This is a genomic window from Tsukamurella sputi (assembly GCF_007858445.1).
Taxonomy (GTDB): Bacteria; Actinomycetota; Actinomycetes; order Mycobacteriales; family Mycobacteriaceae; genus Tsukamurella; species Tsukamurella sputi.
The window spans coordinates 109,149-130,542 of sequence record NZ_VIGV01000004.1; the positions used below are offsets into that span (position 1 = coordinate 109,149).

Genomic DNA, 21,394 nt, shown 5'->3' on the forward strand with positions numbered 1-21,394 from the left:
GTGTCGGCACTGACCTTCCAGCGGCTGCTCCGGGAGCCGCTCGCGGGCCCGCTCGCCGCGCTCGTGGTGGCGTGCGTCGTCTTCTTCATCCTCACGCCGCAGTTCGCGACGGGCTACAACATCTCGCTGATCCTGCAGCAGTCCATGGTGATCGGGATCCTGGCCGTCGCGCAGTCGCTGATCATCCTCACCGCGGGCATCGACCTCTCGATCGGCGCGACGTGCGTGCTCGGCACCGTCGTCCTGGCCAAGGTCGCGGGGACGGACCCGGTCCTCGCGATGGTGGTGGCACTGGGTGTCTGCGTGCTCATCGGTGCGATCAACGGCGCGCTCGTGACGATGCTCAAGCTGCCGCCGTTCATCGTGACGCTCGGCATGTTCACCATCGTCGCGGCGGCCACGCAGCTCTACGCAGGATCGCAGACCTACCGCGTGGCCGACGGTCCGCTGACGGCCCTGGGCACGGGTTTCACGGTCTTCGGGTTCCCGCTCACGCTGGGCCTGCTGGTCCTGCTCGTCGTGTACGCCGTGGCCTGGTACGTGCTCAACCGCACGGCCACCGGCCGGCACGTCTACGCCGTCGGCGGCAATCCGGTCTCGGCGTCGCTGGCCGGTATCAAGACCTCGAAGACGATCTTCGGCGTCTACCTCGCCTCGGGCGTCATCGCCATGATCGCGGCGTGGGCGGCCATCGGCCGCATCCCCACGGCCGACCCGAACGCCTTCCAGACCGCGAACCTCGACACCATCACCGCGGTGGTCATCGGCGGCACCAGCCTGTTCGGCGGCAGGGGCTCGGTGCTCGGGACTCTCGTCGGCGCGCTCATCGTGGGCGTCCTGCGCAACGGCCTCACCCTGGTGGGGATCGACAACCTGTACCAGAACATCGCGACGGGCATCCTCGTGATCGCCGCCGTCGCGCTGGACCAGATCTCGCGCAGGAGGCTGCAATGACCACCGTCGAACGCACGCCGGTCCTGCAGGCCCGCGGCCTGGTGAAGAACTACGGGCAGGTGCGGGCCATCGCCGGGGCCGATTTCGAGCTGCGCGCGGGCGAGGTACTGGCGGTGATCGGCGACAACGGCGCCGGCAAGTCCAGCCTGATCAAGGCCCTCTCGGGTGCGCTGGTCCCGAACGAGGGTGAGATCCTGCTCGACGGCGCACCGGTCCACTTCCGCAGCACGCTGGACGCCCGCAACGCCGGCATCGAGACCGTCTACCAGGATCTCGCCGTGATCCCCGCCCTGGACATCGCGGCCAACGTCTACCTGGGACGGGAGCTGCGCAAGCCGGGGATCCTCGGCTCGGTGTTCCGCCAGCTGGACCGGAAAGCCATGCGCGACGCGGCCGCCGGCCACCTCGCGGAGCTCAAGATCGGCATCACGTCCCCGACGCAGGCCGTCGAGACCCTGTCCGGTGGCCAGCGGCAAGGGGTCGCGGTGGTCCGCGCGGCCGCGTTCGGCAAGAAGGTCATCATCATGGACGAGCCGACCGCCGCGCTGGGCGTGCGGGAGTCCGGCCAGGTGATCGACCTCATCCGGCAGATCCGCGACCGCGGCACGCCCGTGATCCTGATCAGCCACGACATGCCACACGTCTTCGAGGTGGCGGACCGCATCCACGTGCACCGGCTCGGCCGCCGCGCGGCCGTCGTGGATCCGAAGCAACGGTCGATGGCGGAGGTGGTCGCGCTGATGACGGGAGCCCTGGAGCCGACGGCCGAGGAGGCGGCGGGTGGCCCCTAGCGCGGATAGCCCGCGGGGCCTGTTCGTCGGGCTCGCCACCGTCGACGTGATCTCCCGCGTCGAGGAGGTGCCGCCCCGCAACGGCAAGGTGACCGCCGTGCGGCAGGACCTCGCCGGGGGAGGACCCGCGCTCAACGCCGCCGCGGTCTTCGCCGCGCTCGGCGGGCGTGCCGTGCTCGCCGCGCCGGTGGGCGACGGTGCCCTCGGCCGCCTCGTGCACGAGGACCTCGTCGCGTGCGGGGTCGAGCTCGTCGACCTCGCGCAGCCCGGGTTCGCGCCGCCCGTCTCCGCCGTCACGGTCCACGCCCCGTCGGGCGACCGGCAGGTGGTCTCGTTCGACGGTTCGGGGTACCCCGACGCCGTCCCGCCGCTCCACGCGGAGGGCTTCGACGTGGCGCTCCTCGACGGACACGGGCCGTCCGCAGCGCGGTCGGCGCTCCGCAGCGCTTCGGCGGCGGGCGTGCCCGTGATCCTGGACGCCGGACGGTGGCGGCCCGTCTTCGCCGACCTCCTCCCGCGGGCGGCGCACGCCGTCTGCTCCGCGGACTTCGCGCTGCCGGAGGATGTTCCGCTGCCGCCGGTCTTCGCCGTGACCGACGGCGCCCGGCCCATCCGCTATCGCGATCACGGGAACGAGGGCACCGTCGAGGTCCCGGCCGTTGCGGTGGTCGATACGCTCGGTGCCGGCGACGTGCTGCACGGCGCGTACGCCTTCGCGATCGCGCGCGGAGACGCGGTCGCCGATGCACTGCGCTTCTCGGCGGAACACGCGTCCGCGAAGTGCCGGTATCCGGGGGTGAGGGCGTGGCTGGAGACGCTGTGAGCAACGAGCTGCTCGCTCGCGCACGGGAACTGGTGGATCGCCCGGGGCGGGCGATGCTGGGGATCGCGGGGGCGCCCGCGTCGGGTAAGTCGACGCTCGCGGAGCGGCTCGTCGCCGCCCTCGGGGACGACGCGGTGCTGGTACCGATGGACGGCTTCCACCTCGACGACGCCGTGCTGCGCCGGCACGGGAGCTGGGAGCGTAAGGGCGCCATCGACACCTTCGACGACGCCGGCTACGCGGAGCTGCTGCACCGGCTGCGCGAGGGCTCCGGCACCGTCTACGCCCCGAGGTTCGATCGCGGGCTCGAGGCGTCGATCGGCGGCGCCATCGAGGTGCGGCCGGACGTGCCGCTGGTGGTCACCGAGGGCAACTACCTGCTCGCGGACGCCGGGGCGTGGCCGCGCGCCCGCGCGGCGCTCGACGAGGTGTGGTTCCTGCGCATCGATCCCGCGCTGCGGCGCGAACGGCTCATCGCGCGGCACATGCGGTTCGGCCGTAGTCCGGAGGAGGCCCGCGCGCGGGCCGACGGCACCGACGAGACGAACGCCCGCCTCATCGATGCGACGGTGGTCCGCGCCGACCGGATCGTGCACGGGGACTAGCTGTAGCCGGCTGCAGCTTCGACTGCTGATGACCGTCCCACCCGTCGCAGCGTTCGATTCGACGTTGCGATCGCGAAAACTTGTCGGTGGGGCGGCGTAGCGTTCGGGTATGGAAGAAGTTGTTGCAGTAGAGGAGTATCCGCCTCCCGAGGACGGCGTTGCCGATCGGCTGCGTTCGAGTGAGATCGCCCGGTGTCGGTTGATGTTCGAGCAGTACCGGTTGGCGGCGGAGTTGCTGCGGGAGCGGGTGTGCGAACGGATCGCGGCGGGGTTGCCGCAGGATCGGTGGCGGCAGGGCGTGGCTGCGGAGGTCGGGCTGGCGTTGCACATGTCGCCGCACACGGCCGCTCGGTTCCTGGCGCGGGCGGTGGAGCTGGAGAAGCACATGCCGCACACCCGCGCTCGGTTGTACGCCGGTGACCTGGCCCCGGAGGCGATCCCGATTCTGGTGGCGGGTCTGTCTCATCTGGACGTCTCGGATCGGGAGCGGGCGGACGAGTTGCTGTGCGCCGACCCCGCCACTCTGGCCGGGTGCGGGCTGGGTCGGATCTCGGATCTGGTGAAGAAGCTCGCCTACGAGCTCGACGCCCGGGCGACCCTCGACCGCAACGCCGCGGCGGAGAAGGATCGCACCGTCACCATCCGGCCGCTGCCGGACGGGATGGCGCGGGTGTCGCTGCTGCTACCCGTCGCGCAAGGGGTGGGTGTGTACGCGGCGCTGCGCAAGCACGCCGACACGCTTCTCGGCGTCGGAGAGGACCTGCGCACACGCGGACAGATCATGGCCGACACCGCCTTCGCGCGGATCACCGGCCGCGAATCCATGGCCGGGCAGCCGGTGACGGTGAACCTGACCATCCCCGCCACCGTGCTCCTCGGCGATCAGCCCGGCACCGCGCACCTCGACGGCGGCGGCACGATGCCCGCGGAGATCGCCCGCAACCTCGTCGGCAAAGCCACCACAGCGGGTGCTGCGTGGGTGAGAAGGCTGTTCGTCGCGCCGGAGTCGGGTGCGGTGGTGGCGATGGATTCGCGGCAACGCTGCTTCCCCGACGGACTCGCGGAGATGATCCGCGCCCGGGACCGGTACTGCCGCACCCCGTACTGCGACGCACCCATCGCCCACACCGACCACATCGTCCCCCACGCCGCGGGAGGTCCCACCGCATTCGACAACGGCCAAGGCTTGTGCGCGGCGTGCAACTACGCCAAGGAAGCCGCCGGCTGGCGCAGCACCGTCATCCCCGACCCGAGCGGACGGCATACCGTCGAAACCCGAACTCCCACGGGGCATGTGCACCGGACCTCCGCACCAGGACACGCCGCCTAGCGGCCGCGGCCTTAACGGTCGAGGAGGCCGGTCTCCCGGAGCGTGAGATTGATGCGCCCCGTCGTGAGGCCGCAGCCGGGTGGCGCCGTCCCGGGGCTGACGGCGGTGACGCCGTGGAAGGCGAGCCGGGCCGGCCCGCCGAAGACGAGCAGATCGCCGGATTCGAGCGTGAGGTCCGTGTGCGGGCGGTTCCGGTTCTCGGTGTTGCCGAGCCGGAAGGTGCAGCTGTCGCCGATGGACAGCGAGACCACCGGCGCGAGGGACACCTCGTCCTTGTCCTGGTGCATGCCCATCCGGGCGCGCTCGTCGTAGAAGTTCACCAGCGCGGTGTCGGGGCTGTACCGCGCGACCTCGTCGGCGTCGTGCCCCGTGTCGGCGAGCGCACGACGGCCCGCTCGCACCAGCCAGTCCGGGAAGGGCAGCACGCGAGCTCCGTTCACGTCCGTCGCGGTCCGGGTGTAGCGGTAGGGCTGCCAGTGCCAGCCCAGGCACACCGTCCGCACCGACATCGGGTGCCCGCGGACCGTCGCCGAGCGGATCGGCACCGGCCCCGCCGCCCACTCCCGGAAACGGTCGGCGATCCAGGCCTGCTGGCGCAGGTCGAGCCACCCACGGATCAGGAACGCGCCCGGAGCGACGACGACCACCGACCGGTCGGGCGGGAACAGCATGGGGGAGTCCACGTCAGGCCGCATCGTGGAAGACGAGGGCCAGCGTGTGCCGCTTCCCCGAGCGCACCGTCGAGACCCCGTGGCGCACAGGCGCCGCGGACCAGCCGCGCGCCGAGCGGACCGGGCGGTCGCGGGTCGTGAAGACGAAGCCGTGCCCGCGCGGCAGCGTGAACGACGTGCCCCGCGACTGCGCCCGCGGCCGCTGCTCGACGAGCAGGAACTCCCCGCCGGTGTGGTCCACGCCGGGCTCGTCCAGCGCGATCACTACCTGCAGCGGGAAGACCAGGTCGCCGTAGAGGTCGCGGTGCAGCGCGTTCCAGTCGCCGGCGCCGTACTTGAGCAGGATCGCCGTCGACTTCCGCTGTCCGGCGGCGTGGCACATCGAGAGCCACTCGTCGAGGTCGTCGGGCCACGGCGATTCACGGCCCAGTCGCTCCCACCACCGTCGTGCGATGGGCAGCAGGTGCGGGTACAGGGAGTGCTTGAGCTCGTCGACGGGTTCCGGGTAGGGGCGCTCGAAATACCGGTACTCGCCGGCGCCGAACCGGTAGCGCTCCATGTCGATCGTGCTGCGGAACAGCTCGTCCCGCGCGTACAGCTCGCGCAGCTCTGTCGTGCGCTCGTCGGACAGCAGCCGTGGGAGCAGCGCGCCGCCCACGGCGTCCAGCTCGGCGGCGACGGTATCCCAATCGGCGTCGATCGGGCTCATGCCGCCGACTCCAGCCGCAGCAGGGCGGCTTTCGCCTCGACGCCGCCGACGTACTGCCCGATCCCGCCGTCCGCCTTGACCACCCGGTGACACGGAACCACCACGGGGAGGGGGTTCGTCGCGCACGCGGTCCCGACGGCGCGCACCGCCGCGGGGTTGCCCACCAGTTCCGCGACCTGCTTGTAGCTGAGCGTGCTCCCGTAGCCGATCTCGGGCAGGCGGCTCTGCACCAGCTCCCGGAAGCCGTGCGAGAGTGCGTGATCGAGCGGCACGTCGAAGGTGGTGCGCCGGCCCGCGAAGTACTCGTCGAGCTCGCGGGCGGCCTCGTCGAGCCGCTGCGGCGCGCGCAGCACCCGCGGGCTGACCTTCTGTGCCAGGGCCTCCAGGACCGCGTCGTGGTCCTCGCGGGCGTAGGCCACCCGGACCAGGCCCTTCTCGGTGGCCGCCAGCAGCAGCCCACCGACGGGGGAGTCGACGACGGTGTACGCGATGTCGAGCAGGCCGTCCGCCTCGGCGTTCGCCGTGAGGCGGGCGCGGAGGCGAGCGAGGACGGTGGTGTCCGCGGGGGCCGACAGGGTTTCGGTGATGTCGTTCATGCGAGGTCCTCCCTCGTGTGCGTCGTGCGCAGTCTCTTGAGTCCATCGGCCGCCGCACGGCGCGCGGCTTCGACGGTGCCGCCGAGGATCTCGGCGATCTCGGCGTAGGGCAGGTCCGCGGCGTAGCGGTACGCGACGGCCTGGCGCTGCTTGTCCGGCAGGGCGGCGACGGCGGCCCAGAGGTCACCGTCGGGCAGGGCGGCGGGAGCGGCGGGGCTCCGGGGCTCGGGCACACTGTCGACGGGGACGGCCCGGCGCCCCGTCGCGCGGATCTGGTCGATGGCCCTGCGGTGCGCGATCGTCACCAGCCAGGCCTCGACGTTCGCCGACTCCGGCAGCTCCGGATAGGCGCGCAGGGCGGAGAGGAAGGTCTCCGACCACGCGTCCTCCGCGTCGTGCGGGCCGAGGATCGCGCGACAGACCCGCAGCACCGTCGCGGCGTGCTCGTCGACGACCCGCTCGAACGGTGCCTTCACGACGTCCCCGCGCCGATGTGTCCGGTCATGTCTCTCTCCTCGTCTCGATCCTGCCCTGTAGACGCCGCGGGCGGGTGGAACGTGAGATGCGATCTCGAGGAGAGTACGCGGCTACCCGGTGTAGCCCGGGCGCGCGAGGAGGTCCCGCAGGCCCGCGTCGATGAAGGCGATGTCGACGGGGTTGGCTCCGCCGCCGGCGAAATGGCCCCAGACGCCGGGGATAACCCGCACCTCGCCGTGCTCGATGAACTGCAAGGCCCACTCCTCGTCCTCCGGCGGGAAGTAGAGGTCCTTCTCGGCGGGCATGGCCAGGAGGGGGCACGTGATGGACCGGAGCGCGGCCTCGTGGTCACCGTCGAACCCGGGCGTGTTGCCGACGTTCCCGGCGTGCCACGTGCCGATCATCGCGATGAGGTTGTTGGGGTCGCGGCCGTCGCGGAAGAAGCGCTCCCAGAAGCCGTAGAGGAAGTCGTCGAGCGAGGTGAAGCCCATCTCGCGCCAGGTCTCGAACCAGTAGAAGGCCTGCGAGAAGCCCCAGCCCGAGTAGATCCGGGCGAAGGCGCGCAGGCCCTTGATCGGCGGCCGCGCGGGGTCGTAGTCGCCGTCGGCCCACGCCGCGTCCGCGCGCAGCGCCTCGCGCAGAGACTCCAGGAAGACCTGATTGTGCGGCGCGGTACGGCTGGAACCGCAGAACGGGGCGGCGCGCTGCACCATCTCGGGATGGCTCACCGCCCACTGGTAGGTCTGGCCCGCGCCCATCGACCAGCCGGTGACCAGCGCGATCGTCGAGACGCCCCACTTCTCGGTGAGCAACCGGTGCTGCGCCTGAACCTGGTCGTAGAAGGTGACCAGCGGGAACCGCGCGTGGTCGTACGGCGATGCGGCGTTCGACGGGGACGTCGACAGCCCGTTGCCCAGCATGTTGGGGACGACGATGAAGTACTCGTCCGGATTGAGCGTCTTATCGGTGCCGATCAGCCACTCGTTGTCCGTGTGCCACCCCGAGTACCAGGTGGGGTAGACGATCACGTTCGACTTGTCGGCGTTGAGCGTGCCGTAGGTCTTGTAGGCGAGCCGGGCCCCGCGGAGGGTGTGGCCGGACTGCAGGGTGAGATCGCCGAGGTCGAAGAACTCGGCGTCGGTGGGAGCGGGCACTGCGGACTCCTCGGGTAGCGGATTCGCGACGTAATACCGATTCGGTACTGATGCCCGACGCTACCCGTCCGACTCCCGCCGAGTGCGGAAACGGAAAGGGCGCGCACCCGGATCCCGGATGCGCGCCCCTTCTGCGAGTGCCTACTTCGCGACGGTGATGTCCTGGTTGTAGACGCCGTTCGACTCCGGCGAGACCTGGATGTCGCCGTTGCCCACGGAGGACAGCGCGCGCAGCGTCCACGTGCCCGGCGCCGCGAAGAAGCGGTAGTCGCCGGTGCCCGAGGCCACGACCTCGGCGGTGAACTCGCCCGTGCCGTCGAGGAGGCGCACGAACGCGCCCGCGACGGGGTTACCGGCGCCGTCGAGGACCTGACCGGTCAGCACGGTCTCCTTCTCGACGTCGACGCCGGCGGGGAGGACCTGTCCCTGCTTGGGAGCTCCACACATGATTGAAATCCTTACTTCTCGATCGGGGCGCCGACGAGCGAGCCGTACTCGACCCACGAGCCGTCGTAGTTCTTGACGTTCTTCTTGCCCAGGATCTCCTGCAGCACGAACCACGTGTGCGAGCTGCGCTCGCCGATGCGGCAGTACGCGATGGTCTCCTTGGCGTCGTCGAAGCCCTTCTCCGCGTACAGCGCGGCGAGGTCCTCGTCCGACTTGAAGGTGCCGTCCTCGTTGGCGGTGGTCGACCACGGGATGTTGATCGCGCCGGGGACGTGGCCGCGCTGCTGCGCCTGCTCCTGCGGCAGGTGCGCCGGGGCGGAGATCTTGCCGGAGAACTCGTCGGGCGAGCGCACGTCGATGAGGTTCTTCTTGCCGATCGAGTCGATCACCTCGTCGCGGAAGGCGCGCAGCGACAGGTCGACGGGCTTGGCCTGGTAGTTCGTGGCCGGGCGGGACACCGCGTCGGTCGAGAGCGGGCGGCCGTCGAGCTCCCACTTCTTGCGGCCACCGTCGAGCAGCTTCACGTCCTGGTGGCCGTACAGCTTGAAGTACCAGTAGGCGTAGGCCGCGAACCAGTTGTTGTTGCCGCCGTAGAGGACCACGGTGTCGTCGTTGCCGATGCCGCGCTCGGACAGGAGCTTGGAGAAGCCCTCCTGGTCGAGGAAGTCGCGGCGGATCGGATCCTGCAGGTCCTTGCGCCAGTCGAGGCGCACGGCGCCCTTGATGTGGTTGTCGTCGTAGATCGACGTGTCCTCGTCGACCTCGACGAAGACGACACCCGGGGTGTCGAGATTCTGCTCAGCCCAGTCTGCGGAGACCAGGACGTCGGAGCGAGCCATGAGGATCCCTTTCGTTGATTCCATGACGGTGCGAATGAAGGCGCGGACGCTACTTCGAGGGGTGCGCGGATGCGCTGGGAGGGCAATGGGTACATCGCGACAGCGGCGACAGGGGTACCCGGCCCGGGGAGAGATCGGGACTAGCCCAGACAGCGACAACCGGCCATACGGCACAGGTCGACCGCCAGACGGCGGGTGAGCAGCAGCTCACAGCGGTTGCGCATGGCGTCGAGAATACCGAACCCGCGCGACTGCGTCACGGCAGGGTCGTCGCGCCCGGCCGGTAGAAGGCGCCCGGGGTCACGGTCACCGCATCGGCCTCGCCGAGAAGCACCACATCGGCGTTCTCCGCGCGCGCCGCGGTGGGCGCGATGCCGAAGGGCAGCGCCATCGCGGGAAGGGTGCGGGTGAAGGCGGCCAGCACGGTCCGGTCCTCCCCGGGCAGCAGATCAGCCTTCGCGTGATCCTCGGGACCCGTGTAGACGCCCGTGGCGCGCACGGCGATCGCGCCGCCCTCGGTCGCGAAGTCCGCCGCCACCGAGATCAGCACGGTGCGCTTCGGATCGGCCGGCGTGGGCAGCGGGACCGTTCCCGTGAGCACGATGCCCTTCGACGCCTTGACGTAGCCGTCCGCCGGGCTGCCCGCGCCGGGGCGCTTCGGGGCGGGCGTGTGCACCTGCAGGTCGACGATGTCCATGTACCGGCCCATCGTCTTCTGGTCGAGCCGGACCCGGGACTCCACATGCCTGGCGGCGATGGGGGTGTCCGGCGCGAACGTCGGCAGCAGGCCGCCGGGGATCTCGACGTCCGCGAACTCGGCCTCGAGTCGTGCGTTCTTGTCGTGCACCTTCGCCGGCACCGCGATGGTGAGCTTCGAATGGCTCCCACCCGAGGTCAGGTAGGGGAAGCCGCCGATGGTGACCTCGGGATCGTCGCCCAGTCCCGCGGCGGCCCGGAGCTCGCGCGAGAGCCGGTACTCGGCCGTCGCCGCGGACCCGAGCTCGGCGAGCACCGCGACTGTGAGGAGCGTCGCAAGGGCGATCAGAACCCGCCTGATCCACACCCGTCCCTGCCCCTGTGCCACGCCGCATCCCTCTCGTTCGCCTCAGCGCCGTCACGCACGGCGTTCTGACCACCGCTATTCTGACATTCGTTGTTTTCGAATCGACCGGCGCGCAGCGGGAGGGCATGTGGATCTGATCCTGCTCACATCCGACCGGGAACCGGACACGGTGCTGCCGTCGCTCTCGCTCCTCCCGCATTCGGTGCGGACACTGCCCGCGGACGTCTCCTCCCTCCTCGAGGTCGGACAGGCCGAGGTCGCACTCGTGGACGCCCGCTCCGATCTGGTGACGGCGCGCGGCCTGTGCCGTCTCCTCGGCAGTACCGGCGGGGGCGGGACGGCCGTCGTCGCGGTGCTCACCGAGGGCGGCCTCGTCGCGGCGAACGCCGACTGGGGCATCGACGACTTCCTACTGCCGACCATCGGCCCCGCCGAGATCGACGCCCGCCTGCGACTCGTCGCCGCCCGGCGCGACAGCGGCGGCGAGGAGGAGGTCGCCGACAAGGTGACCCTCGGCGAGCTCGTGATCGACGAGGGCACCTACACCGCCCGCTTGCGCGGCAAGCCTCTCGACCTCACCTACAAGGAGTTCGAGCTGCTGAAGTTCCTCGCGCAGAACGTGGGCCGGGTGTTCACCCGGGCGCAGCTGCTGCAGGAGGTGTGGGGTTACGACTTCTTCGGCGGCACGCGCACCGTGGACGTGCACGTGCGGCGCCTGCGCGCCAAGCTCGGCGCCGAGCACGAGGGCATGATCGGCACGGTCCGTAACGTGGGCTACAAGGCGGTGCGGCCCGTGCGCGGCAAGGGGGAACGGCCCGTCGAGGACATGGAACCGACGGACGAGGATCTCGAGGAGGCCTGATGGTCGACGTGGTGCGCGGACCGATCGGCGACCCGGCGGCGGTCTCGGCCATCGCCGCGGAGGCCGAGGCCGCCGACGGCATCGGGGCGCTCTCGGAGCAGTTCCGGCTCGGCGTGCGCGGCGACGGCCCGCACCTCCTCGCGCACGGCGCGGACGGCGCCGTGGCCGGCTACGCGGGCGTCGTCGTGCCGCCGGCGGGCGGCCCGGGTGCGGCGGAGGTGGTCGTGGCACCGTCGGAGCGCCGACGGGGCCTGGGCCGCGCCCTCGTGACCGGGGCGCTCGACCTCATGGGAGCCGGAGGCACCGTGTGGGCGCACGGCGACCTCCCCGCCGCCCGCGCGCTGGCCGCGGATCTCGGCCTGACCGCCGTGCGCACCCTGCTCAACCTGCGCAGGCCCCTCGCCGGGCTGGACCCGGCACCGTCGAACCCGCCCGGCGTGACCGTGCGGACCTACGCGGGGCCCGAGGACGACGCCGCGATCCTCGCGGTGAACAACGCCGCCTTCTCCTGGCACCCCGAGCAGGGCGGCTGGACGGGGGAGCAGATCGACGAGCGGACGGGTGCCGACTGGTTCGATCCGGCCGGACTGTTCCTCGCCGTCGACGACTCCGGGAGGTTGCTGGGCTTCCACTGGACCAAGGTCGCGGACCCGGCCGAGGGGCTCGGCGAGGTGTACGTCGTGGCGGTCTCCCCGGAGGGGCAGGGGCGCGGCCTCGGGCGACTGCTGACCGCCGTCGGACTGGATTACCTGGCTGGTCGTGGGCTCGCGGAGGTGGAGCTGTACGTGGAGGGCGACAACGTCGCCGCGCTCCGCACGTACAGCCGATTGGGTTTTGAGGAGAACGAAAGACACGTGGCGTACGCGTCACGGTAATCCACCCGCCCGGGTGAGTTTCCCCTCCGTTCACCCGGGGCACCCGAATCCGACACCCGGCCTCCCTATGTTCAGGGCGACACCCGCAACAGTGCCGGGGTGATCAGTCCTGACTCGACTCGGAGGAATCTCGGTGAACTTCAAGCGTGGATCCGTATCCGCCCTCGCCATGGCGGCCGCTCTGTCCCTGACCCTGACCGCCTGCGGCGGCGAGGAGTCCGGCGGCGCGGCGGGCAGCTCGGCCGCCGGTGGCGGCTCGGGCGTCCAGTGCGACGGCAAGCTGCAGCTCAAGGGCAGCGGCTCGACGGCGCAGGCCAACGCCATGACCGTCTTCAAGAACACCTTCGCCCAGGACTGCTCCGGCGCGAACGTCGACTACAGCGGCAACGGCTCGGGTCAGGGCATCACCGAGTTCACCTCGGGCCTGACCAACTTCGGCGGCTCCGACTCGCCGCTGAACGCCGACCAGGCGAAGAAGGCCGAGGAGAAGTGCGGCGCCCCCGCCCTGAACCTGCCCCTCGTCTTCGGCCCGATCGCGGTCGCCTACAAGCTGGGCGGGCTCGAGCTCAACCTGTCGGCCCCGACGCTGGCGAAGATCTTCACCGGCGTGATCAAGGAGTGGAACGCCCCGGAGATCGCCGCTGAGAACCCGGGCAAGACCCTGCCCTCCACGCCGATCACCGTCGTCTTCCGCTCCGACGAGTCGGGCACCACCGAGAACTTCCAGAAGTACCTCGGCTCGGCCGCGCCGGCCGAGTGGTCCGCCGACAAGAAGGGCAAGGCCTTCAAGGGCGGCACCGGCCAGGGCGCCAGCGGCAACGCCGCGGTCGCCGCGACCGTGAACAAGGCCGAGGGCACCATCACCTACGCCGAGTGGAGCTTCGCCAAGGCGCAGAAGCTGCAGGTCGCGAACATCATCACGTCGGCCGGCCCCGAGGCCGTGAAGCTCTCGAGCGAGTCGGTCGCCAAGACCATCGAGTCGGCCAAGTTCAAGACCCCGGGCAGCAAGGACCTCGTCATCGACACCGAGGGCTTCTACAAGCCGTCGGCGACCGGCGCCTACCCGATCGTGCTCGCGACCTACGAGATCGTCTGCTCGAAGTACTCGGACGCCGAGATCGGCAAGGGCCTGAAGACCTTCCTCAAGGTCGCGGCCAGCAAGCAGGCGCAGGACCAGCTCACCAACCAGGGCTACGCCCCGATCCCCGAGTCCTTCCGCACCACGCTGAACGCCTCGATCGACTCCATCCAGTAAGAACTCGAGCGCTCGTACCGGGCGTCGTGCGGGAGCCGGGCACAATGGCACTCGCACGACGTCCGGCCCAGCCGGAAGGACGACCCATTCGTGGCCGATCAACGGGGAAACATGGCGACTGAGGATTCAACGGACCGCGACGCCGGTGCCGACGGCACGGCGACCGCCGCGGCCACGGACAGCGGCTCCGGCCGCACGACCTTCGCCCACGGTGGCGACCGCATGGAGAAGATCTTCAAGTGGGCCAGCTACGCCTCGGGAATCCTCCTGGTCGTGGTGATCGCGCTGATCTTCCTGCAGCTCGTGGTGCAGGCGGTCCCGGCTCTCACCAAGAACAACGTCAACTTCCTCACCAGCTCCGAGTGGCAGACGAACCCGTCGAACATGCGGTTCGGCATCCTCGAACTGCTGAAGATCACGGTCCTGTCCTCGGTGATGGCGCTGATCCTCGCCGTGCCGGTCGCGGTGGGCATCGCGACCTTCCTCGTGCAGTACGTGCCGCAGCGCCTCTCGCGGCCGCTGAGTGCCGTCATCGACCTACTCGCGGCCGTCCCGTCGATCATCTACGGCCTGTGGGGCATCTTCGTGCTGGCCCCCTTCCTGGTGCCGCTGCAGAAGTGGCTCAACGAGAACCTGGGCTGGTTCTTCCTCTTCAAGACGGGCAACGTGGAGCTCTCGCTGGGCTCGACGGTGTTCACCGCCGGCATCGTGCTCGCGATCATGATCCTGCCGATCATCACGTCGATCACGCGCGAATCGCTGCGGCAGACCCCCGTCGCGCATCAGGAGGCCGCGCTGGCCCTCGGTGCCACCAAGTGGGAGGTCATCCGCCTCACGGTCTTCCCGTACGGCCGCTCCGGCATCGTCGCCGGCTCGATGCTGGCCCTCGGCCGCGCACTCGGCGAGACCATCGCGGTGCTCATCATCCTGTTCGCCGCCACCAAGACCTCCATCTGGTCGCTGTTCGACAGCGGCTACACCTTCGCTTCGAAGATCGCCTCCGCCGCCGCTGAGTTCGACAACGTCGACCAGCGCGGCGCCTACATCGCCGCCGGCCTCGTGCTGTTCCTGCTCACCTTCGTGGTGAACGCGATCGCCCGCTGGATCGGCGGGGGACGGGTGAACGGATGACCGCCACCGAGCTCGACGACGTCGCCAAGAGCGGCACCGTCTTCCACCGCACGTCCACCGTGCGCCGGATCAAGAACAACGCCGCCGCGATCCTCTTCGGCGCCTGCTTCCTGCTGGCCCTCGCGCCGCTGGTCTCGCTGCTCTACATGGTGATCGCCAACGGCCTGCCCGCGATCCTCGACCCCGAGTGGTGGACCAAGTCGATGGTCCGCGTGGCCCCCGACTCCTACTCCGGTGGTATCCGCCACGCCCTGTACGGCACCCTGGTGCAGGCCGGCGTCGCGGCGCTCTTTTCCGTGCCGATCGGCGTCATGGTGGGCATCTACCTCGTCGAGTACGCCGAGGGCACCCGGTTGGGCCGGATCACCACCTTCATGGTCGACGTGCTCGCCGGCATCCCGTCGATCGTCGCCACGCTGTTCATCTTCGGCGTGTGGATCACGACGTTCGGCATGCCGCAGTCCGCGTTCGCGGTGAGCCTCGCGCTGATCCTGCTCATGGTCCCCGTCGTGGTGCGCTCCACCGAGGAGATGCTCAAACTCGTGCCGAACGAGCTGCGGGAGGCCTCCTACGCGCTGGGCGTCCCCAAGTGGAAGACGATCGTGCGGATCGTGCTCCCGACCGCGGCGTCGGGCATGGTCTCCGGCGTCTTCCTCGCCATCGCCCGCGTGGTCGGCGAGACCGCGCCCGTGCTGCTCCTCGTGGGCATCAGCGACCGGATGAACTACGACCTCTTCAACGGCAACATGTCGTCGCTGCCGCTGTTCATCTACGACCAGTACCGCAACAACCCCGGCGCCGTCGGCGAGTACCGGGCGTGGGGCGCCGCCCTCACCCTGGTGATCCTCGTGGGCATCGCGAGCGGCCTCGCCGCTCTCATGTCCCGGCTGCTCGCCCCCAAGACGAAGTGACCTAGGAGATCTGACATGGCGAAGCGCCTGGACATCAAGGACCTGAACATCTACTACGGCGCCTTCCACGCGGTGCAGGACGTCTCGCTGACGGTGCCGCCGAACTCCGTGACGGCCTTCATCGGCCCGTCCGGCTGTGGCAAGTCGACCGTGCTCCGGTCGATCAACCGCATGCACGAGGTGACGCCCGGCGCCCGCGTGGACGGGCACATCACGCTCGACGGTGCCGACATCTACGGCGCCGGCGTCGACCCGGTGGGCGTCCGCAAGACCATCGGCATGGTCTTCCAGCGGCCCAACCCGTTCCCCACCATGTCGATCCGGGACAACGTCGTTGCCGGGCTCAAGCTGCAGGGCATCCGCAGCAAGGCCAAGCTCGACGAGGTGGCCGAGCAGTCGCTGCGCGGCGCCAACCTGTGGGGCGAGGTCAAGGACCGGCTGAACAAGCCCGGCGGCGGCCTTTCGGGCGGTCAGCAGCAGCGTCTGTGCATCGCCCGCGCCATCGCCGTCAGCCCCGACGTGCTGCTCATGGACGAGCCCTGCTCGGCGCTCGACCCGATCTCGACGCTGGCGATCGAGGACCTGATCGGCGAGCTCAAGCAGAAGTACACGATCGTCATCGTCACGCACAACATGCAGCAGGCGGCGCGCGTCTCCGACCAGACCGCCTTCTTCAACCTCGAGGCCACCGGCAAGCCGGGCCGGCTGATCGAGATCAACCCGACGGAGAAGATGTTCTCCAACCCGGACGAGCGGGCCACGGAGGACTACATCTCGGGCCGCTTCGGCTGACGCGTCACAGGCATTACTGGGTGTCGGACGTCAGCGATACTCTGGACCTGTGACATCGCAGACCCAGGACGCACCGGCCACCGGCGCGCGGTACAGCACGGTGCTGCCGGGGGACCGCGTCGTGGCGCGGGTGCGCGGGGCGGTGCTCGTCGTCGATGCGCCGGCGCTCGGCGCGCCGGCGGAGGCGACCGAACTCGCCTCCGCCCTCGACGTCGACGGTGACCTCGCCGCGGTCCTGCGCGGCCGCGGCGGCCCGTCCTTCGCCGTGGTCGAGGCCGCGGACGGCTCGGTCCGCGCTCTGCTGCGCGGTGCGGCCGGCCTGCCCGAGGAGCGGATGCTCTCGGTCGCGATCTTCTCCTCCGCATCCGCCGCCGCGCCGGATCACGTGCTGCACGCCGACGCCGACTTCGTCGAGCGCATCGCGCCCCTGCCCGCGGGCGCGGTGGTGACGGTCACCGTCGGGCCGCCGCCCCCGCCCGGACCCGTGTGCGGGCCCACCGCCCTGCACCTGCTGCGGGGTGCGGTCCCGGGCGGCGGCGCAGTGCTCTGGTCGGACGATTCGCTGCGGCCCGAGGACGAGGCCGACATCGCGACGGACGTCTTCCCGGCGGACGCCCCCACCAACGAGGAGCCGACCGGGGTGAGTCCGCTGTTCGCGGCCACCGAGTACGACGTGGAGGTCGGGGAGGTGAACGCCGCCGTCGCCGCGGGGCCGATGGTCGAGGGCCGGCGCTGCGCCTTCGGCCACCTCAACGCGCCCGCCGCCGCGTACTGCACGCGCTGCGGCGCGCTCGTCGACCGGCGGGCCCGGCTCGAGACAGGCCCGCGGCCGCCGCTGGGACTGCTCGTCGCCGACGACGGCACGGCCTTCGTCGTCGAGGCCGACATGGTGATCGGACGGGACCCGGCCGCGTTCGTCGCGCAGCGCGCGGGACGTTCGTTCGACGGTGCGGGGCGCCTCGCCCCCGTCGTCCTGCCGGATCGCACGGGTGCGCTCTCGCGCGCCCACCTGGAGATCAGGATCGACGGCTGGCAGGTGCTCGCGGTCGACGTGGGCTCGGCGAACGGCACGTGGGTGCGCCCGCCCGGCGCCGCGCAGCCCCTGCGCCTGCCGCCGGGGCAGCCCGTGCCGCTCGGCGTCGGCTCGGACATCCACCTGGGCGGCCGGATCCTGCAGCTGCAGGACGGCGTCGGCGCCTGACCCCGGACAGCGCGACGGCCGCCCCCGAGGGGACGGCCGTGACGGTGCGCCGGAACTACTTGGAGACGTCCGCGGTGGGCTCGGCGCTGCCCGTGGCCTGGAAGATCACGCGGCGGCCGATCTCCACGGCGTGGTCGGCGAAGCGCTCGTAGTAGCGGCCCAGCAGGGTCACGTCGACAGCGGCGGCCACCCCGTGCTTCCACTCCCGGTCCATCAGCACGGTGAACAGGTGGCGGTGCAGGTCGTCCATCGCATCGTCCTGCTCCTCGATCTCCGCGGCCTGCTTCGGATCCTGGGTGACCAGCACCTCGCGGGCGGAGTTGGCGAGCTCGACGGCGAGACGGCCCATCTCAGCGAAGTAGCCGTTGACCTCCTCGGGGAGGGTCTTGTTCGGGAAGCGGCGGCGGGTGACCTTCGCGACGTGCAGTGCGAGCGCGCCCATCCGGTCGACATCGGCGACGATCTGGAAGCCCGAGACCACGACGCGCAGGTCGCTGGCGACGGGCGCCTGCAGTGCGAGCAGGGAGAAGGCCTCCTCCTCGGCGCGGCGGCTCAGCCGGACGATCTCGTCGTGCTCGGTGATGACCTCTTCGGCGAGGGCGAGGTCCGCCTGGAGCAGCGAGTTGGTCGCCTTCTCCATGGCGATGCCCGACTTGTCGCAGATGTCGCCGAGGATGTCGTTGAAAGCAGCCATCTGCTGGATGTACGCATTACGCATGTGCCCAGTGTATCGGGCTTTTCATACGTGGCCGTTGCGTTGCATGAACGCCGGGTGAACGACGGTTAACCGCCGCTCGTCTCCTCCTCGGCGCCCGGCATCGCCGCGGCGTCCGACTCCCACGGATCGTCGAGCCATCCCTCGGGGAGGACCACCTTGCCGGGGGTGCCCTGGCGTCCGCGCGGGCCCTCGGCGTCCTTGGGGAAGGGCACGGCGGGGTCCAGGGTGTCGAGCAGCGCGCGCAGGTCGGCGAGGGTCTTGACGGTGGCCAGGCGCGTGCGCAGCTCGCCGCCCGCGGGGAAGCCGCGCAGGTACCAGGCGACGTGCTTGCGGATCTCCCGCATGCCCTTGTCCTCGCCGTGGTGCGCCGCGAGCAGTTCGCCGTGCCGGTACATGATCTCGGTGACCTCGCCGAGGTTCGGCGGGATCGGCATCGGGGTGCGGTTGATCGCGGCCGAGAGCTCGGAGAACAGCCACGGGCGGCCCAAGCAGCCGCGCCCGACGACGACGCCGTCGCAGCCGGTGCGCTCCATCATGGTCACGGCGTCCTCCGCGGCGAAGATGTCGCCGTTGCCGAGCACCGGCACGGTGTCGCCGAAGTGGTGGTGCACGTGGTCCTTGAGCCGGGTGATCTCGTCCCAGTCGGCCTGGCCGGAGTAGCGCTGCGCGGCGGTGCGGGCGTGCAGGGCGACGGCGACGGCGCCCTGCTCGGCGGCGATCCGGCCGGCGTCGAGATGGGTGTGGTGCTCGTCGTCGATGCCGACCCGGAACTTCACGGTCACGGGGATCTCGGGGGAGCCCGCCGGGGAGCCGTCGGCGATGCCGCGCACGGCCGCGTCGACGATGCTCGCGAACAGGTTCCGCTTGTACGGCAGGGCGGAGCCGCCGCCGCGGCGGGTGACCTTGGGGACGGGGCAGCCGAAGTTCATGTCGAGGTGATCGGCGAGGCCCTCCTCGGCGACCATCCGCGCCGCCTCGTACGTCCACTTCGCGTCGACGGTGTACAACTGCAGGCTGCGCGGGTCCTCGTCGGGCGCGAAGGTCGTCATGTGCATGGTGACGGGGTGCCGCTCGACGAGGGCGCGCGCCGTGACCATCTCGCACACGTACAGCCCGGCGACGGTGCCCGTCCGTGCGCGCTCCAGCTCGCGGCACAGGCTGCGGAAGGCCACGTTCGTCACGCCGGCCATCGGCGCGAGCACGACGGGCGAGTCGAGCTCGAACCGGCCGATGCGCAGCTTGGGCGCGGTGGTGGCTGTGGTCATCAGGTCTCTCCAGTGCGTCGGTCGACGGGTCGCCCCGTCCCGTCCATGATCGCCGACCCCGGCGGGCCATCGCAAACGAGCGTGGCGCGCGGGGCGGGAACGAGAGAACCCGCCGGGCCTCCGGGAGGCTCGACGGGTTCCGGTGCGTCGGGTGCTAGACGGCCAGGCCGGCCTTCTCGCGCTTCGCGGCCTCGCGGGCCAGCGAGCGGTCGCGCATCTCCTCGAACTTCACGGCCGCGGCCTCGAGCTCGTCGAGGAAGGCCGCGAGCTCCTCGCGGGTGCGCTCGCCCTCGGGGCCGAAGTCCTCGCGCTCGAAGATCTTCCACTTGCGCAGGACGGGCATGACCACCTCGTCCTTGTGCTGGCGCAGGTCGTAGATGCCGTGCTTGGCCATGAGCACGCCGTTGCGACGGAAGTCGGGCATGCCGGCGCCGGGCATCTCGAAGTGCTTGATGGTGTCGGTGATCGAGCGGATCGCCTGGTCCGGGACCAGGTCGAGGCCGGCCGCCGAGATGTTGCGGTAGAAGATCATGTGCAGGTTTTCATCGGCCGCGATGCGCTGGAGCATCTTGTCGGCGATCGGGTCCTGGCAGACCTTGCCGGTGTTGCGGTGGCTCACGCGGGTGGCGAGCTCCTGGAAGGTCACGTACGCCACCGAGTGGAGCATCGTCATCTTCTGCTCGGTGTGCTGGGCCACCTTGCCCTGCGGATCCCAGCCGTTGGTCATGTGGATCATGCGGGCCTGCTCGAGCTTCACCGGGTCCACACCGCGGGTGACCACGAGGTAGTCGCGCATCGCGATGCCGTGGCGGTTCTCCTCCGACGTCCAGCGGCCGACCCAGTGGCCCCAGGCGTCGTCCATGGAGAAGTTCGCGGCGATCTCCCGGTGGTACGTGGGGAGGTTGTCCTCCGTGAGGAGGTTGGTGATCATCGCGGCCTTGGCCACGTCGTCGAGCTGGCTCTCCTCGGGGTCGTAGTCCGACCCGCCGAGAGCGGCGAAGTTCTTGCCGTCCGACCAGGGGATGTAGTCGTGCGGGTTCCAGTCCTTCGTCATCGAGAGATGGCGGTTGACGTTGTCCTCGGCGACACCGGAGAGCTCCTTCAGAAGCTCCAGCTGGGTCAGTTGGCGGGTCGACATCATTCCTCTTTCGACGTTTGGATCAGTTCCAGATTATCCCGAAAGTCTACGCACTCCGGTCGTTGTACTCAACGTCCCCAGCGGAAAGTGACGCTTTCGGGTAGGGGACGCGCCCAGTGCATCGGCGCGGGACGTGGGTACGTTACACCGAGACGGGGGTCACAGGATCCATCCGAGTTCCCGTGCTCGTACCGCCGCCTCGTACCGGTTGGCCGTCCCCAGCTTCGCCATGGCCGACGAGAGGTAGTTGCGCGTGGTGCCCGCGCTCAGGTGCGCGCGCCTCGCTATCTCCTCGACGGAGGAACCGTCGACGGCGAACTCCAGCACGTCGGCCTCGCGGGCGGTGAGCGGTGAGTCGCCGGCGCTGATCGCCTCCGCCGCGAGCTCGGGGTCGACGTACCGGCCGCCGCCGTGGACGGTGCGGATGACCTGGGCCAGCGTGGCCGCGGGCGCCGTCTTCGGGAGGAAGCCGCGGACGCCCGTGGCCAGCGCGCGCTTGAGGTAGCCGGGGCGACCGTGGCTGGTCACGATGAGCGTCGCGGCGCCGGGCGTGCGGCGCAGCAGTTCCGCCGCGGTGTCGATGCCGTCGGGGCCGGGCATCTGCAGGTCGATGACCGCCACCGGAGGTGCGAGCCCGTCCGCGGCGCGGTGCTCCCACAGCGCGATCAGTTCGGTGCCCGACGCGGCCTGCGCCGCGACGGTGATGTCCGGTTCCAGGTCGAGCAGCGCCGCGACGGCCGCGCGGATCATGTGCTCGTCGTCCGCGATCATCACCTCGATCGCCGGT

At 70.6% G+C, this 21,394-nt stretch carries 24 protein-coding genes; 12 read left to right on the forward strand and 12 right to left on the reverse strand.

Annotation, left to right across the window (positions count from 1 at the left end):
- The 5 genes from FK268_RS13310 (at nucleotide 1) to FK268_RS13330 (ending at nucleotide 4,503) form a co-directional block, all read left to right on the forward strand.
- Nucleotides 1-954, forward strand: a complete 954-nt coding sequence (locus FK268_RS13310; protein WP_146434796.1) for an ABC transporter permease — start codon at nucleotides 1-3, stop codon at nucleotides 952-954.
- On the forward strand, nucleotides 951-1,745 hold the full coding sequence (locus tag FK268_RS13315) for an ATP-binding cassette domain-containing protein (protein WP_146434797.1): 795 nt from the start codon (nucleotides 951-953) through the stop codon (nucleotides 1,743-1,745). Before FK268_RS13310 ends, FK268_RS13315 begins: the two co-directional genes overlap by 4 nt.
- Nucleotides 1,735-2,568, forward strand: coding sequence for a PfkB family carbohydrate kinase (locus tag FK268_RS13320; protein ID WP_146434799.1), 834 nt, complete (start codon nucleotides 1,735-1,737; stop codon nucleotides 2,566-2,568). Before FK268_RS13315 ends, FK268_RS13320 begins: the two co-directional genes overlap by 11 nt.
- Nucleotides 2,550-3,173: a nucleoside/nucleotide kinase family protein gene (locus FK268_RS13325; RefSeq protein WP_146434800.1), complete on the forward strand. Its 624-nt coding sequence runs from the start codon at nucleotides 2,550-2,552 to the stop codon at nucleotides 3,171-3,173. The genes FK268_RS13320 and FK268_RS13325 overlap by 19 nt, the downstream gene beginning before the upstream one ends.
- A 109-nt stretch (nucleotides 3,174-3,282) precedes the next feature.
- Nucleotides 3,283-4,503: an HNH endonuclease gene (locus FK268_RS13330; protein ID WP_146434802.1), complete on the forward strand. Its 1,221-nt coding sequence runs from the start codon at nucleotides 3,283-3,285 to the stop codon at nucleotides 4,501-4,503.
- 11 nt (nucleotides 4,504-4,514) lie between these two features.
- Here FK268_RS13330 and FK268_RS13335 read toward each other — a convergent pair whose 3' ends face one another.
- The 8 genes from FK268_RS13335 to FK268_RS13370 form a co-directional block, all read right to left on the reverse strand.
- Nucleotides 4,515-5,198 carry an alpha-ketoglutarate-dependent dioxygenase AlkB family protein gene (locus FK268_RS13335; protein WP_146434804.1) on the reverse strand — a complete coding sequence of 228 codons (684 nt, stop codon included), beginning with the start codon at nucleotides 5,196-5,198 and terminating at the stop codon, nucleotides 4,515-4,517.
- Nucleotides 5,188-5,883, reverse strand: a complete 696-nt coding sequence (locus FK268_RS13340; protein ID WP_146434806.1) for a 2OG-Fe(II) oxygenase — start codon at nucleotides 5,881-5,883, stop codon at nucleotides 5,188-5,190. The genes FK268_RS13335 and FK268_RS13340 overlap by 11 nt, the downstream gene beginning before the upstream one ends.
- Entirely contained in the window at nucleotides 5,880-6,479 is a 600-nt protein-coding gene (locus tag FK268_RS13345) for a methylated-DNA--[protein]-cysteine S-methyltransferase (protein ID WP_146434807.1), read from the reverse strand. Before FK268_RS13345 ends, FK268_RS13340 begins: the two co-directional genes overlap by 4 nt.
- Nucleotides 6,476-6,955: an RNA polymerase sigma factor gene (locus FK268_RS13350; RefSeq protein ID WP_146434809.1), complete on the reverse strand. Its 480-nt coding sequence runs from the start codon at nucleotides 6,953-6,955 to the stop codon at nucleotides 6,476-6,478. Before FK268_RS13350 ends, FK268_RS13345 begins: the two co-directional genes overlap by 4 nt.
- Nucleotides 6,956-7,066: 111 nt before the next feature.
- Entirely contained in the window at nucleotides 7,067-8,110 is a 1,044-nt protein-coding gene (locus FK268_RS13355; RefSeq protein ID WP_146434811.1) for an alpha/beta fold hydrolase, read from the reverse strand.
- A gap of 141 nt (nucleotides 8,111-8,251) precedes the next feature.
- Complete coding sequence (locus FK268_RS13360) at nucleotides 8,252-8,557, reverse strand: DUF1416 domain-containing protein (protein WP_068522737.1); 306 nt, start codon at nucleotides 8,555-8,557, stop codon at nucleotides 8,252-8,254.
- A gap of 11 nt (nucleotides 8,558-8,568) precedes the next feature.
- Nucleotides 8,569-9,396: a sulfurtransferase gene (locus tag FK268_RS13365; RefSeq protein ID WP_146434813.1), complete on the reverse strand. Its 828-nt coding sequence runs from the start codon at nucleotides 9,394-9,396 to the stop codon at nucleotides 8,569-8,571.
- A gap of 256 nt (nucleotides 9,397-9,652) precedes the next feature.
- On the reverse strand, nucleotides 9,653-10,480 hold the full coding sequence (locus FK268_RS13370; protein WP_146434815.1) for an LmeA family phospholipid-binding protein: 828 nt from the start codon (nucleotides 10,478-10,480) through the stop codon (nucleotides 9,653-9,655).
- Nucleotides 10,481-10,586: 106 nt separating this feature from the next.
- On the opposite strand from FK268_RS13370, the gene FK268_RS13375 reads away from it, so the two are divergent.
- From FK268_RS13375 to FK268_RS13405, 7 genes are all read left to right on the forward strand, one after another.
- Nucleotides 10,587-11,321 (forward strand): winged helix-turn-helix domain-containing protein, encoded by a 735-nt coding sequence (locus FK268_RS13375; RefSeq protein WP_146434817.1) that lies wholly within the window; start codon nucleotides 10,587-10,589, stop codon nucleotides 11,319-11,321.
- Nucleotides 11,321-12,196 carry a mycothiol synthase gene (gene mshD / locus FK268_RS13380; RefSeq protein WP_146434819.1) on the forward strand — a complete coding sequence of 292 codons (876 nt, stop codon included), beginning with the start codon at nucleotides 11,321-11,323 and terminating at the stop codon, nucleotides 12,194-12,196. The genes FK268_RS13375 and mshD overlap by 1 nt, the downstream gene beginning before the upstream one ends.
- A gap of 169 nt (nucleotides 12,197-12,365) precedes the next feature.
- Nucleotides 12,366-13,451 carry a phosphate ABC transporter substrate-binding protein PstS gene (gene pstS / locus FK268_RS13385; protein ID WP_146435824.1) on the forward strand — a complete coding sequence of 362 codons (1,086 nt, stop codon included), beginning with the start codon at nucleotides 12,366-12,368 and terminating at the stop codon, nucleotides 13,449-13,451.
- Between the two features lie 111 nt (nucleotides 13,452-13,562).
- Nucleotides 13,563-14,582 carry a phosphate ABC transporter permease subunit PstC gene (gene pstC / locus FK268_RS13390; protein ID WP_146434821.1) on the forward strand — a complete coding sequence of 340 codons (1,020 nt, stop codon included), beginning with the start codon at nucleotides 13,563-13,565 and terminating at the stop codon, nucleotides 14,580-14,582.
- Nucleotides 14,579-15,493, forward strand: a complete 915-nt coding sequence (gene pstA, locus FK268_RS13395) for a phosphate ABC transporter permease PstA (protein WP_146434822.1) — start codon at nucleotides 14,579-14,581, stop codon at nucleotides 15,491-15,493. The genes pstC and pstA overlap by 4 nt, the downstream gene beginning before the upstream one ends.
- A gap of 15 nt (nucleotides 15,494-15,508) precedes the next feature.
- On the forward strand, nucleotides 15,509-16,285 hold the full coding sequence (gene pstB / locus FK268_RS13400; RefSeq protein WP_146434824.1) for a phosphate ABC transporter ATP-binding protein PstB: 777 nt from the start codon (nucleotides 15,509-15,511) through the stop codon (nucleotides 16,283-16,285).
- 49 nt (nucleotides 16,286-16,334) lie between these two features.
- Entirely contained in the window at nucleotides 16,335-17,486 is a 1,152-nt protein-coding gene (locus FK268_RS13405) for an FHA domain-containing protein (RefSeq protein ID WP_146434825.1), read from the forward strand.
- A gap of 55 nt (nucleotides 17,487-17,541) precedes the next feature.
- On the opposite strand, the gene phoU is transcribed toward FK268_RS13405, so the two are convergent.
- The 4 genes from phoU to FK268_RS13425 form a co-directional block, all read right to left on the reverse strand.
- Nucleotides 17,542-18,204, reverse strand: coding sequence for a phosphate signaling complex protein PhoU (phoU, locus tag FK268_RS13410; protein WP_146434827.1), 663 nt, complete (start codon nucleotides 18,202-18,204; stop codon nucleotides 17,542-17,544).
- A 65-nt stretch (nucleotides 18,205-18,269) separates the two neighbouring features.
- On the reverse strand, nucleotides 18,270-19,469 hold the full coding sequence (dusB, locus tag FK268_RS13415) for a tRNA dihydrouridine synthase DusB (protein ID WP_146434829.1): 1,200 nt from the start codon (nucleotides 19,467-19,469) through the stop codon (nucleotides 18,270-18,272).
- Between the two features lie 154 nt (nucleotides 19,470-19,623).
- Nucleotides 19,624-20,610 (reverse strand): acyl-ACP desaturase, encoded by a 987-nt coding sequence (locus FK268_RS13420; RefSeq protein ID WP_146434830.1) that lies wholly within the window; start codon nucleotides 20,608-20,610, stop codon nucleotides 19,624-19,626.
- Nucleotides 20,611-20,766: 156 nt separating this feature from the next.
- On the reverse strand, nucleotides 20,767-21,378 hold the full coding sequence (locus tag FK268_RS13425) for a response regulator transcription factor (protein WP_146435826.1): 612 nt from the start codon (nucleotides 21,376-21,378) through the stop codon (nucleotides 20,767-20,769).
- Nucleotides 21,379-21,394: the final 16 nt, after the last annotated feature.

What these genes read in the sequence shown, in the direction of transcription:
- pstS (WP_146435824.1), top strand. Translation starts at nt 12,366, where the DNA reads ATGGCGGCCGCTCTGTCCCTGACCCTGACCGCCTGCGGCGGCGAGGAG.
- FK268_RS13315 (WP_146434797.1), top strand. Translation starts at nt 951, where the DNA reads ATGACCACCGTCGAACGCACGCCGGTCCTGCAGGCCCGCGGCCTGGTG.
- dusB (WP_146434829.1), bottom strand. Translation starts at nt 19,469, where the DNA reads ATGACCACAGCCACCACCGCGCCCAAGCTGCGCATCGGCCGGTTCGAG.
- pstC (WP_146434821.1), top strand. Translation starts at nt 13,563, where the DNA reads ATGGCGACTGAGGATTCAACGGACCGCGACGCCGGTGCCGACGGCACG.
- FK268_RS13420 (WP_146434830.1), bottom strand. Translation starts at nt 20,610, where the DNA reads ATGATGTCGACCCGCCAACTGACCCAGCTGGAGCTTCTGAAGGAGCTC.
- FK268_RS13340 (WP_146434806.1), bottom strand. Translation starts at nt 5,883, where the DNA reads ATGAGCCCGATCGACGCCGATTGGGATACCGTCGCCGCCGAGCTGGAC.
- FK268_RS13425 (WP_146435826.1), bottom strand. Translation starts at nt 21,378, where the DNA reads ATGATCGCGGACGACGAGCACATGATCCGCGCGGCCGTCGCGGCGCTG.
- FK268_RS13345 (WP_146434807.1), bottom strand. Translation starts at nt 6,479, where the DNA reads ATGAACGACATCACCGAAACCCTGTCGGCCCCCGCGGACACCACCGTC.
- mshD (WP_146434819.1), top strand. Translation starts at nt 11,321, where the DNA reads ATGGTCGACGTGGTGCGCGGACCGATCGGCGACCCGGCGGCGGTCTCG.
- FK268_RS13335 (WP_146434804.1), bottom strand. Translation starts at nt 5,198, where the DNA reads ATGCGGCCTGACGTGGACTCCCCCATGCTGTTCCCGCCCGACCGGTCG.
- FK268_RS13330 (WP_146434802.1), top strand. Translation starts at nt 3,283, where the DNA reads ATGGAAGAAGTTGTTGCAGTAGAGGAGTATCCGCCTCCCGAGGACGGC.
- pstB (WP_146434824.1), top strand. Translation starts at nt 15,509, where the DNA reads ATGGCGAAGCGCCTGGACATCAAGGACCTGAACATCTACTACGGCGCC.
- phoU (WP_146434827.1), bottom strand. Translation starts at nt 18,204, where the DNA reads ATGCGTAATGCGTACATCCAGCAGATGGCTGCTTTCAACGACATCCTC.
- FK268_RS13360 (WP_068522737.1), bottom strand. Translation starts at nt 8,557, where the DNA reads ATGTGTGGAGCTCCCAAGCAGGGACAGGTCCTCCCCGCCGGCGTCGAC.
- pstA (WP_146434822.1), top strand. Translation starts at nt 14,579, where the DNA reads ATGACCGCCACCGAGCTCGACGACGTCGCCAAGAGCGGCACCGTCTTC.
- FK268_RS13365 (WP_146434813.1), bottom strand. Translation starts at nt 9,396, where the DNA reads ATGGCTCGCTCCGACGTCCTGGTCTCCGCAGACTGGGCTGAGCAGAAT.